The following is an 11614-nucleotide window of genomic DNA, read 5'->3' on the forward strand; positions in this document are numbered from 1 at the left end:
TGTGTGACTTTATCACTGAACCCGGCCAATAACAGGCCTATAGTCAAACCATCATCCGACATCACACAGGAGAGACCAAGATGACGGTAAACATGGGTTCCGCTGATCGTATTATTCGTGCCATCGTGGGTGTTGTCCTGCTGGCCCTGGTCTTTGTTGGCCCCCAGACACCCTGGGGCTGGATTGGCATTGTACCGCTGGCCACAGCACTGGTGGGTAACTGCCCTGCCTATTCCCTGCTCGGCATCAAGACCTGCAAAACAAAATAGGCCTGCAGGCTTCAGAAACACAAAGGCCAGAGCAGCTCGCGCCACTCTGGCCTTTTGTCGTTCTTCAATGCAGACAGGCTTACTGCTGTCTCAACGCACCGGCGTGTTCAGCACATCCAGCACTTCCTCAAGCTCGGTGATCATCTGACGGATCAACTGCTTGTACTGTGAGGTATCATCCTTCACTTCGCTGCTGCTGAGCTTCTGTTTGGCACCACCAATGGTGTAGCCCTGATCGTACAGCAGGCTGCGGATCTGGCGGATGGTGATCACATCCGCGCGCTGATAGTAACGGCGATTGCCCCGGCGCTTGACCGGCGACAGCTGCGGGAATTCCTGCTCCCAATAGCGCAATACATGCGCCTTGACCGCACATAGCTCGGCTACTTCACCAATGGTGAAATAACGCTTCCCCGGAATAACCGGGAGCTCATTGTTATGACTGGGTTCCAGCATACGCTTCTACTTTCTGCTTCAGTTTCTGACCTGGTCGAAACGTAACTACGCGCCGTGCACTGATGGGAATTTCCTCACCCGTTTTCGGGTTCCGTCCCGGTCGCTGCTTCTTGTCCCTGAGATCGAAGTTACCGAAACCCGACAACTTCACCTGCTCGTTGTGGCTGAGTGCGCCTCTGATTTCGTCGAAGAAAGCTTCCACCATTTCCTTGGCTTCCCGCTTGTTAAGCCCCAACTCCTCGTACAAGCGCTCTGCCATGTCCGCTTTCGTCAAAGCCGCCATCTGTCAACTCCTCAGTGTTGCCCCCAACTCTTCTTTCAGGGCATCAATAACCCCATTGAAGAGCGAATGCACTTCGTCCTCGTTAAGCGTGCGTTCAGGATGCTGCCAGAACAGGCTCAGAGCCAGGCTTCGGTTACCCTCACCCAGGCTTTCACCTTCATAGACATCAAACACACGCAACGCCGTGAGGTGCTCGCCAGCATGTTTACGGGCCACATGTTCTACCTGGGCGAACGCCACATCGCTCCCGATAATGATAGCCAAATCCCGGCGAACTTCCGGGAATTTTGAAATATCTTTGAAATTAGGCACATAACCGGCAACGATCGAATTCAAGAATAGCTCAAACATCAGGATCGTGCCATTAAGTTCAAGATTTTTCTGAACTTGTGGATGCAGTGCACCCAGCCAGCCCACATGCTCGCCATCCCTCAACAGTTCCGCCGTCTGGCCCGGATGCAGCGCAGGGTGCTGGCTGGCAATAAAATCAACCTCGATGCCAAGCAGTCGGAACAGGCTTTCCAATTCCCCTTTTACATCAAAGAAATCCGTGGTTCTGCGACCGTTTACCCAGTTTTCAGGATTCTGGTTACCAACCACCACCCCTGCCAGCATCGGCTGCTGACTGATGCCATCGGCATCCTGAACGAATCGCAAACCGGTCTCAAACAGGCGAATACGGGGCTGCTGCCGGTTCTGGTTGTAGCCCACGGTTTTAAGCAGGCCGCTCCACAGCGTCGTGCGCATCACCGAAAGATCCGACGAGATGGGATTGGCCAACGCAATCCCCTCACGTTCCGGATCCACCAACTGTTGAACCTTGGGATCAACAAAGCTGTAGGTCACCGCTTCCTGGTAGCCCTGGGCGACGAAAAAGTTACGCACGACAGACAACGGCCGAACCGCTTCTTCCCGGGCCCGCAGCCCAAGCGAGCCGGTTGGCTCGGTGACCGGAAGATTGTTGTAACCAAAAATGCGACCGACCTCTTCGATCAGGTCTTCTTCGATGGAAATATCCGGCCGGAAGCTGGGCACACTGATACGCCAGCCGTCTTTCAACAGCTTGTCGATGTGCAGACCAAGCCGGCTGAGAATCTCTTCAACGGTAGTGCGGTCAATTCTAAGCCCCAACACATCCGCCAGGCGCTGCTCACGCAGATCAATCACCCGCGCCTTTGGCAGGTGATCCTTGCTGGCGACCTCGACAATTTCGCCGGGCTCACCCCCGACAATAGCCATCAGCAGACCGGTTGCCCGCTCCATGGCATCCCGTGCCAGCTCATAATCCACGCCCCGCTCAAAACGGTGGGAGGCATCTGTATGCAAGCCATATTGACGAGCCTTGCCGGCCAGCGTGATCGGGTCAAAATAGGCGGATTCAAGCACCAGATCCCGGGTTTTCTCACTCACCCCGGAATGCTCGCCCCCCATCACACCGGCAATGGCCACTGGCTTCTCGTGGTCGGCAATCACCAGCGTTTCCGGAGTAAGCTCGACCTCCTGACCGTCCAGCAGTACCAGTTTTTCGCCCGAGCCAGCCATACGCACAACAATCCCACCTTTGATCTCATCCCGGTCAAAGGCATGCATGGGCTGGCCCAGTTCCAGCATGACGTAGTTGGTGACATCCACCGCCGCATCAATGGAACGGATACCGGAACGACGCAGCTTCTCCTGCATCCAGAGCGGCGTTTCTGCCTGCAGATTGACGTTGCGCAGAACACGCCCCAGATAACGGGGGCAACCCTCAGGGGCTTCCACCCGGATATCAGGCACTTCCGAGTGCACCGCTTCCACAGGCGGAATGGAAGGCGCATTGGTGACCAGGCTGTTCAACACGCCCACTTCCCGGGCCAGGCCCTTGATGGACAGACAGTCGCTGCGATTCGGGGTCAGATCCACATCAATGGTGATGTCATTGAGCTTCAGATAGTCAGCCGCCGGCTGCCCAACCGGGGCATCCTCCGGGAGCTCCATCAGGCCGTCATGGTTATCGGACAAGCCCAGCTCGGATTCCGAACACAGCATACCCTCGGAGGGCTGGCCCCGGAGCTTGGCTTTCTTGATCTTGAAATTGCCGGGCAGTACAGCGCCCACCTCGGCAAAAGGCACCTTCAGCCCGTCGCGAACATTGGGGGCACCACAGACCACCTGCACGGTCTGCTCGCCATTGCTCACCTGACACACCCGCAGCTTGTCGGCATCCGGATGGGGCGCAACGGAAATAACCTCACCCACAACCACCCCGGAAAATTCGCCAGCCACGGCCTCAAAGCCGTCGACTTCCAGCCCGGCCATGGTGATCTGGTCCATCAACTCCTGAGAGCCAATGTTCGGGTTTACCCACTCGCGCAGCCACTGTTCACTGAATTTCATTATCCTGGTCCTGTCCTGATTCGGTTGATTCTGAGCCTGTTACGCCAATTCCTGGTGTCGTATCAACGGAACTGACGAAGGAAACGCAGGTCGTTTTCGAAGAACATACGCAGGTCTTTTACTCCATAACGAAGCATGGCCAGGCGCTCGACACCCAGACCAAAAGCAAACCCGCGATATTCCTCGGAATCAATACCGCAATATTCGAACACTTTCGGATGCACCATGCCGCAGCCCATCACTTCCAGCCACTTGATGCTGCCATCCGGCTCACGTCCCCATTCAATATCCACTTCCGCCGATGGCTCGGTGAACGGGAAGTAGGAGGGACGGAAGCGAACTTTCAGATCCCGCTCAAAGAACACCCTGAGAAATTCCTCCACGGTACTTTTCAGGTCCGCGAAGCTGACATTCTTCTCCACCAGCAGACCTTCCACCTGATGGAACATAGGGGTGTGAGTCATATCGGAATCACAACGATAGACCCGTCCGGGGCAGATCATGCGGAACGGTGGCTTGCCTGCCTCCATGGTCCGAACCTGTACCGGTGAGGTGTGGGTACGGAGCAAGGTACCCGGATTGAAATAGAAAGTATCGTGCATGGCACGAGCCGGGTGGTGCCCGGGAATATTCAGAGCTTCGAAGTTGTGGTAATCGTCTTCGATTTCAGGCCCCTGCTCTACGCTATAACCGGCACGGGCAAAGATTTCCTCAATGCGCTGCAGGGTGCGGGTTACCGGATGCAAACCACCCAGGTCCTGCCCCCGTCCCGGCAGTGTTACGTCAATGGATTCCGCCGCAAGCCTGGCTTCAATGGCCGCTTTCTCAAGGTCTGCCCGCCGTGCGTTGATGGCTTGCTCCACCTGCCCCTTGGCTTCATTGATCTTCTGGCCGGCCGCCGGGCGCTCCTCCGCAGAGAGCTTGCCCAGAGTTTTTGCCTGCTGGGTAATCACACCCTTTTTGCCGAGGTATTCCACACGAATTTGATCAAGCGCCTGCAGGTTGTCGGCCTTTTCTACGGCATTCAACCCGTCCTGAACCAGTTGCTCCAGGTTTTCCATTGACCCTGCTCCAAACCAGAAATGGGGTAGGTTAAAACAAAAATAGGGGAAGAGCGTGCCCTTCCCCTATCAGAAGGCGCCGTCATGAAACATGGGGCGCCCGGATCGATCAGCAATCGATGAAAGAGCTTAAGCGATCACAGGGACGCTTTGGCCTTCTCAACAACAGCGGCAAACGCCTGCTGTTCGTTCATGGCCAGATCGGCCAGAACCTTACGATCGATTTCAACATTCGCCTTCTTCAGACCAGCGATCAGACGGCTGTAAGACAGACCGTTTGCACGGGCGCCAGCGTTGATACGGGCAATCCACAGAGCGCGGAATGCACGCTTACGGTTGCGACGGTCACGGTAGGCATACTGACCAGCCTTGATAACCGCTTGCTTGGCAACGCGGTAAACACGGCTACGGGCACCGTAGTAACCTTTGGCCTGATTGAGAATCTTCTTGTGACGACGACGTGCTACCACGCCACGCTTTACACGAGCCATACTTTAATCCTTCTACCTTTACTTTCTAAGGAATGATTCGCGCGGCTGAATCAGCACGCGGTCATGCGCTTGATAGACGCTACGTCCGACTTGGCGATGAGCTTGGTACCGCGCAGCTGACGCTTACGCTTCGGGCTCTTCTTGGTCAGGATGTGGCTGGTGAAGGACTGCTTGTGCTTGAAGCCAGTGGCGGTCTTCTTGAACCGCTTGGTAGCTCCGCTCTTGGTTTTCATCTTCGGCATTTTTAAAACTCCGCATTCTATTTTGGATAAACAATTGTGCCCCTGAACGACAAATCCCCCGCTAATGCGGGGGACCCGTCATGGGATCAGGTTCACTTCTTCTTGCGGGGTGCGATAACCATAGTCATCTGCCGGCCTTCCATTTTCGGCCGCATCTCAACCTGGGCTATTTCTGCCACATCTTCCTCAATCCGCTGCATGAGCTTCATACCAATTTCCTGGTGTGCCATCTCACGTCCACGGAACCGGATTGTGATCTTGCCGCGGTCCCCGTTCTCAAGGAAACGTAACAGGTTGCGTAGTTTGACCTGATAATCCCCTTCTTCCGTTCCTGGTCGGAACTTCAGCTCTTTGACCTGCGTCTGCTTCTGCTTTTTCTTGGCAGCCGCCTTGGCCTTTTTCTCTTCAAAGATCTTCTTGCCGTAGTCCATTATCTTACAGACGATCGGATCGGAATCCGTAACCTGCACCAGATCCAGGGTCGCCTCTTCCGCCATACGCAGTGCGTCTTCGATCGGAACAATCCCGACCTGATTGCCTTCGGCATCAATCAGTCGGACTTCAGTTGCGTCAATGTTCTCATTGATAGGCGCCTTGGGTGCGCGCCCACCCCGATTCGCTCGCTGTTTAATAATCAGATCTCCGTTTTGGTTCTACCTTTGCGCTCGACGTCGGCTGCAAGCAGCTTTTCAAAATCGTCGACCGACATGGTTCCCAAGTCTTCGCCCTTACGTGTCCGGACGGCAACGGCGTTGTTCTCGATTTCTTTATCGCCAACAACAACCAGATAGGGAACCTTATTTAGAGTATGCTCGCGGATTTTAAAGCCGATCTTCTCGTTTCTCAAGTCAGCATTAACCCGATAGCCTAAAGAATCCAGTTTTTTGGCCAGATTCTGACAGTAATCACGCTGTTTATCGGTAATATTCAGGACAGCAACCTGTGTCGGTGCCAGCCAGGTTGGGAAAGCACCCTCGTACTCCTCGATCAGGATACCGATGAAGCGCTCAAAGGAACCCAGTACAGCCCGATGCAGCATAACCGGCGTTTTGCGCTCGGAATTGTCGGCCACATACTGCGCCCCCAGACGACCCGGCATCGAGAAGTCGACCTGGATGGTACCACACTGCCATACCCGACCGAGGCAATCTTTCAGAGAAAACTCGATCTTCGGGCCGTAGAAGGCACCTTCGCCCGGCAACAGCTCCCAGTCAACCCCTTCACGATTCAGCGCCTGCTCGAGCGCTGCCTCGGATTTGTCCCAGACTTCGTCCGACCCGACCCGCTTTTCAGGGCGGGTGGACAGCTTGTAAAGGATTTCACTGAAGCCGAAGTCTGCATATATCTCGTGCAACATGGCAATAAATGCAGACACTTCTTCCTGGATAGCATCTTCCTCACAGAAGATATGGGCATCATCCTGGGTAAAACCACGCACCCGCATCAGTCCATGCAACGCGCCAGAAGCTTCATTCCGGTGGCAGGAGCCAAACTCGGCCAGGCGCAGCGGCAGATCCTTGTAGCTCTTCAGGCCCTGATTAAACACCTGCACGTGACACGGACAGTTCATGGGCTTGATGGCGTAATCGTGCTTCTCGGACTCAGTGGTAAACATGTCGTCCTTGAACTTGTCCCAGTGGCCGGACTTTTCCCACAGGGTCCGCGACACCACCTGAGGTGTCTTGATCTCCTTGTAGCCATGCTTATGCTGCTGGGCACGCATGTACTGTTCCACCTCCTGATAGAGGGACCAGCCATCCGGATGCCAGAACACCATACCCGGGGCTTCTTCCTGCATGTGGAACAGGCCCAGCTTCTTGCCAATCTTGCGATGATCCCTTTTTTCAGCTTCTTCCAGGCGGTGCAGGTAGGCCTTGAGGTCTTTCTTGTTACCCCAGGCAGTACCGTAGATACGCTGCAGCTGCTCATTACTGGTATCGCCACGCCAATAGGCACCGGCCACCTTGGTCAGCTTGAAGGCCTTGAGCTTACCGGTGCTGGGCACGTGAGGACCACGACACAGATCGATGAAGTCGCCCTGACGATAGAATGACAGGTCTTCCTCTCCCGGAATGTCTTCGATGATGCGAACCTTGTACTCCTCGCCCATCTCGTTAAACAGCTTGATCGCTTCGTCCCGGGACATAATGGAGCGGGAAACCGGCAGATCCTGTTTCGCGATTTCTTCCATACGCTTTTCAATGCGCGCCATGTCTTCATTGGTAAACGGGCGCTCATATTTGAAGTCGTAGTAGAAGCCGTTCTCGATTACCGGACCGATGGTGACCTGGGCGCCAGGGAACAGCTCCTGAACCGCCATGGCCATCAGGTGGGCAGTGGAGTGGCGAATAATATCCACGCCGTCTTCATCACGCTCCGTCACAATCGCCAGCTCTGTATCGTTTTCAATCAGGTGGCTGGTATCCACAAGCTTTCCGTTAACCTTTCCGGCCAGGGCCGCTTTGGCCAGGCCCGCGCCAATGTCTGCGGCAACGTCGTGTACGGTTACGGGTTCAGCAAAACTGCGATGACTGCCATCTGGCAGGGTAATGACGGGCATGATGATCTCCTCGTGGTTTCTCAGCGGTGATCTATACCAAAGATCACTTGGTTGCCGGGCTGCGCGACACAAACCGCGAGCCGGATTTGAGGGCGAGTCTAACAGAAAAAAAACCGGCAGCAACGCCGGGTTTTTACGGAGCCGAAGCCAATCAGGCCGGCTGGGGTTGGGCCTCCTCCCGTGCCTTGCGCCTGAGCTGTCCGAAAGCTACCAGGCCCAACAGCAACAGTGCCGGGATAAACATCAACTCTTTCGGTGGCCGCTCCAGCTCAATCTGGACTGCATCAATGGTCCAGCCAAACTGGATACCGGCATCTTCCGCGGCACTACCAAAGTTGACGAAATCCACCACCAGATCACCGCCCTGCTCTGACACTTCCAGGCCGGCACCCGCCAGGCGCTCCTGCGCGGTTTCACCTTCAGGGATCTCAAGCTCGACGTAGGTGGTGACATCACTGCCATCCAGCGCCATGCCTGATACCTTCAGCACCACCTCACCATCAGCAGGCACATCCGCCACGTATTCCATAACGGCGGTCCCCGGCCGCTCTTCGTTCGGCGGATAGATCATGTCCCACCAGAAACCGGGCCGGAACATGGTGAAGGTAATCAGCAACAACAACAGGGTTTCCCACTTCCGGCTCCGGGTGAACCAGAAGCCCTGGGTTGCCGCCGAGAACACCAGCATGGCCGTGACGGCGCTGAACACCGTAACCAGCAGATCAAACCAGCCAGTCAGACCAATCAACAACAACTGCGTGTTGAAGATGAACATGAACGGCAGAATGGCGGTTCGAATATCGTAGGTAAAACCCTGGACACCCGTTCGGATCGGGTCTGCTCCTGAGATTGCGGCCGCCGCGTAGGCGGCCAGCCCCACGGGCGGCGTATCATCCGCCAGTATCCCGAAATAGAACACGAACAGGTGCACCGCAATCAGCGGAACAATCAGGCCATTCTGGGCCCCCAGGGTTACGATAACCGGAGCCATCAAGGTGGAGACCACAATGTAGTTGGCGGTTGTCGGCAACCCCATGCCCAGAATCAGACTGATCACAGCGGTGAAGATGAGCATCAGCAGCAGATTTCCGCCAGACAGGAATTCCACGAATTGGGTCATCACCAGGCCGATACCGGTCAGCGTCACCGTACCAACTACGATGCCGGCCGTCGCTGTCGCAACGCCGATACCCACCATGTTCCTGGCGCCGGTCGCCAGCGAATGGAACAAGTCACTGATGCCGCCGGTGAATTCAGACATCAATCCGCCATGCTTGCGGAAAAATGCCTTCAGCGGCCGCTGGGTAATAACGATAAAGATCATGAACAAGGTTGCCCAGAAGGCAGACAGCTGGGGCGAAAAGCGTTCAACTGTCAGACACCAGACCAGCACCACCACCGGCAGCAGATAGTAGAGCCCGGTTTTAACCGTGGGCCCCACCTCCGGCAACTCGGTCATCTCTTTGTTGGGATCGTCTTCCTCCAGCTCCGGGAATCGGGTGGCGTATCCAACCAGTCCCGCATAGATCAGAACCAGAATTGGCCCGAGCACCCAGGGCGCAGCCTCACCCAGCACCCCTTTGGTCCAGCCAACCCCGTAATAAACCGCGAAGGTCAGTACGATCAGGCCAATCAGAATGACCACCCAGTTCAGCATGCGCTGGGCCAGGGTTGGACGATTCAGCCGCTCTACCCCTTCCATCTTCAGCTTGCAGGCTTCCAGATGAACGATGTAGATCAGGGCAACATAGGAAATCAGTGCCGGCAGAATGGCGTGCTTGATCACCTCGAGATAGGAAATCCCCACGTACTCGACCATCAGGAAGGCCGCGGCCCCCATGATTGGCGGGGTAAGCTGGCCGTTGGTGGACGCAGCCACTTCAACCGCACCGGCTTTGGTAGCCGGGAAACCGACCCGTTTCATCAGGGGAATGGTGAAGGTACCGGTGGTCACCACATTGGCGATGGAGGAGCCGGAAATCACCCCACTCAGACCACTGGAAACCACCGCCGCCTTGGCCGGGCCTCCGCGCATATGCCCCAGCATGGCGTAAGCCACCTTGATAAAGTAGTTACCGGCTCCCGCCCGCTCAAGCAAGGCACCGAACAACACAAACAGGAAAACAAAGCTGGTAGATACCCCAAGAGCAACCCCGAATACCCCCTCGGTTCCGAGCCATTGGTGGGAAGCCAGCTTGTTCAGGCTCACGCCTTTATGAGAAATCACATCCGGCATGTAAGGGCCGGCCAGTGAATAGGCAATAAAAACCGCCGCAACAACAGTCAGCGGGAGCCCAAGGGCCCTCCGGGTAGCTTCCAGCAGCAATACCAGGCCACCCAACGCCACCCAGAGATCCATGGTGGTTGGTGCCCCCGGCCTCTGCGAAAGAGCATCATAAAAAACATAAAGATAGGAAGCCGCAAATGCAGCAGCCAAAGCCAACACCCAGTCATATATGGGCACCTTGTTGGCATGCACCCCCTTGATCATCGGGAATGCCGAGAATGCAAGAAACACCGCAAACGCCAGATGGATTGAGCGCGCTTCGGTGGAATTGAATATTCCGAAATTCAGAATGAACGGCAGGGGTGATGCAATCCAGAGCTGGAACAACGACCAGCACACCGGAACGATGAACAGGATAACCGCTGCAGGCCCGGTCAGCGCCCGGCCTCCGGTTTCGGTCTGCAATACCTGTTCTACCTTGCTGGCATCCACTCCCGCCCCGGTACCGGGGTCATTCTTTGCCATAGAATGTTCCTGTGATGGGAAATAACCTTACTGAATCAACAGAGCGGGCCTCAGCCCGCTCTGTTGATATTCCTGGCCGATCAGTCGATCAGGCCAGCCTCGCGATAGTACTTGGCCGCGCCCGGGTGCAGCGGCGCACTCAGGGCATCAGAGACCATTTCTTCTTTCTTCAGGTTGCCGAAGGCAGGGTGCAGACGCTTGAAGCTGTCGAAGTTCTCGAACACGGCCTTGACCACTTCGTACACGACATCTTCCGGAACGTCAGTTGAGGAAACGAACGTAGCAGCCACACCGAAGGTAGTTACATCTTCGTCGGAACCACGGTACATACCACCCGGAATCACTGCCTTACGGTAGTAGGGGTTTTCCTTGATCAACGCTTCCGTCGCCTTGTTGTCAACGGCAACAATTACACTGTCACAGGACGTGGTGGCTTCCTTGATGGCACCGGAGGGGTGGCCAACGGTGTAGAAGAAAGCGTCAATGTTGCCATCGCACAGCGCCTGGGACTGCTCGGCAGCCTTGATCTCAGCCGCCAGCGAGAACTTATCCATGGTCCAGCCCATTTCATCCATCAGCACTTCTGCTGTGGCGCGTTGGCCAGAACCCGGATTACCCACAGACACGCGCTTGCCTTCCAGGTCTTCAAAGGTCTTGATGCCGGAACCTTTGCTGGCTACCACGGTGAACGGCTCAGGGTGCAGAGAGAAGACCGCACGCAGCTTCTCGTTTTTGCCCGCATCTTCAAACTGGCTGGTGCCATTGTAGGCGTGGTATTGCCAGTCGGACTGGGCAACAGCCAGATCCAGCTCGCCCTGGCGAATGGCGTTCAGGTTGTAAACGGAGCCACCGGTACTCTCAACCGAGCAACGGATACCATGCTCCTTGCGATCCATATTCACCAGGCGACAGATAGCGCCACCCGCCGGATAATAAACGCCGGTAACACCACCGGTACCGATGGTCACGAAGCGCTGTTCCTGCGCGGAAACCGCAGAGGACGCGGCACCCAGGCTCACGGCGGCTGCAACGGCAAAAGCGGACGCTTTGAGTTTCAGTGTCATGTGTGCTCTTCCTTTTCTTGATAGTTATAGTCGATCACCCGCACGGGTATACGGGCAAAC

At 55.9% G+C, this 11614-nt stretch carries 11 protein-coding genes; 1 reads left to right on the forward strand and 10 read right to left on the reverse strand.

The features are described 5' to 3' along the window. Positions 1–80 precede the first annotated feature (80 nt). On the forward strand, positions 81–269 hold the full coding sequence (locus Q674_RS34065) for a DUF2892 domain-containing protein (protein WP_011785527.1): 189 nt from the start codon (positions 81–83) through the stop codon (positions 267–269). Between the two features lie 90 nt (positions 270–359). Here the strand turns inward: Q674_RS34065 and Q674_RS34070 are convergent, their stop codons facing one another. The 10 genes from Q674_RS34070 to Q674_RS34115 all read right to left on the reverse strand — a co-directional run bounded on the left by Q674_RS34070 (position 360) and on the right by Q674_RS34115 (position 11554). Continuing rightward, positions 360–725, reverse strand: coding sequence for a MerR family transcriptional regulator (locus Q674_RS34070; RefSeq protein WP_011785528.1), 366 nt, complete (start codon positions 723–725; stop codon positions 360–362). Continuing rightward, positions 706–1008, reverse strand: a complete 303-nt coding sequence (gene ihfA, locus Q674_RS34075; RefSeq protein WP_011785529.1) for an integration host factor subunit alpha — start codon at positions 1006–1008, stop codon at positions 706–708. Before ihfA ends, Q674_RS34070 begins: the two co-directional genes overlap by 20 nt. 3 nt (positions 1009–1011) lie before the next feature. After that, on the reverse strand, positions 1012–3384 hold the full coding sequence (gene pheT / locus Q674_RS34080) for a phenylalanine--tRNA ligase subunit beta (protein ID WP_023009308.1): 2373 nt from the start codon (positions 3382–3384) through the stop codon (positions 1012–1014). Between the two features lie 62 nt (positions 3385–3446). Then, on the reverse strand, positions 3447–4445 hold the full coding sequence (pheS, locus tag Q674_RS34085; protein WP_023009309.1) for a phenylalanine--tRNA ligase subunit alpha: 999 nt from the start codon (positions 4443–4445) through the stop codon (positions 3447–3449). Between the two features lie 137 nt (positions 4446–4582). Further along, entirely contained in the window at positions 4583–4936 is a 354-nt protein-coding gene (gene rplT, locus Q674_RS34090) for a 50S ribosomal protein L20 (protein WP_011785532.1), read from the reverse strand. 50 nt (positions 4937–4986) lie between these two features. Then, positions 4987–5178: a 50S ribosomal protein L35 gene (gene rpmI, locus Q674_RS34095; RefSeq protein WP_007151842.1), complete on the reverse strand. Its 192-nt coding sequence runs from the start codon at positions 5176–5178 to the stop codon at positions 4987–4989. A gap of 92 nt (positions 5179–5270) precedes the next feature. After that, complete coding sequence (infC, locus tag Q674_RS40950; protein WP_081698830.1) at positions 5271–5816, reverse strand: translation initiation factor IF-3; 546 nt, start codon at positions 5814–5816, stop codon at positions 5271–5273. Further along, a complete protein-coding gene (thrS, locus tag Q674_RS34105; RefSeq protein WP_023009311.1) occupies positions 5813–7738 on the reverse strand; it encodes a threonine--tRNA ligase in 1926 nt (641 codons plus the stop codon). Before thrS ends, infC begins: the two co-directional genes overlap by 4 nt. 151 nt (positions 7739–7889) lie before the next feature. Then, positions 7890–10490: a TRAP transporter permease gene (locus Q674_RS34110; protein WP_023009312.1), complete on the reverse strand. Its 2601-nt coding sequence runs from the start codon at positions 10488–10490 to the stop codon at positions 7890–7892. 80 nt (positions 10491–10570) lie between these two features. After that, positions 10571–11554, reverse strand: coding sequence for a TAXI family TRAP transporter solute-binding subunit (locus Q674_RS34115; protein ID WP_011785536.1), 984 nt, complete (start codon positions 11552–11554; stop codon positions 10571–10573). Positions 11555–11614: the final 60 nt, after the last annotated feature.

Origin of the sequence: Marinobacter sp. EVN1 (genome assembly GCF_000475375.1) — a bacterium.
Taxonomy (GTDB): Bacteria; Pseudomonadota; Gammaproteobacteria; order Pseudomonadales; family Oleiphilaceae; genus Marinobacter; species Marinobacter nauticus.

Bases quoted from the DNA above. Each gene is read 5' to 3' on its own strand.
- rplT (WP_011785532.1), bottom strand. From the start codon at position 4,936: ATGGCTCGTGTAAAGCGTGGCGTGGTAGCACGTCGTCGTCACAAGAAG.
- Q674_RS34070 (WP_011785528.1), bottom strand. From the start codon at position 725: ATGCTGGAACCCAGTCATAACAATGAGCTCCCGGTTATTCCGGGGAAG.
- pheS (WP_023009309.1), bottom strand. From the start codon at position 4,445: ATGGAAAACCTGGAGCAACTGGTTCAGGACGGGTTGAATGCCGTAGAA.
- Q674_RS34110 (WP_023009312.1), bottom strand. From the start codon at position 10,490: ATGGCAAAGAATGACCCCGGTACCGGGGCGGGAGTGGATGCCAGCAAG.
- Q674_RS34065 (WP_011785527.1), top strand. From the start codon at position 81: ATGACGGTAAACATGGGTTCCGCTGATCGTATTATTCGTGCCATCGTG.
- Q674_RS34115 (WP_011785536.1), bottom strand. From the start codon at position 11,554: ATGACACTGAAACTCAAAGCGTCCGCTTTTGCCGTTGCAGCCGCCGTG.
- pheT (WP_023009308.1), bottom strand. From the start codon at position 3,384: ATGAAATTCAGTGAACAGTGGCTGCGCGAGTGGGTAAACCCGAACATT.
- thrS (WP_023009311.1), bottom strand. From the start codon at position 7,738: ATGCCCGTCATTACCCTGCCAGATGGCAGTCATCGCAGTTTTGCTGAA.
- ihfA (WP_011785529.1), bottom strand. From the start codon at position 1,008: ATGGCGGCTTTGACGAAAGCGGACATGGCAGAGCGCTTGTACGAGGAG.
- rpmI (WP_007151842.1), bottom strand. From the start codon at position 5,178: ATGCCGAAGATGAAAACCAAGAGCGGAGCTACCAAGCGGTTCAAGAAG.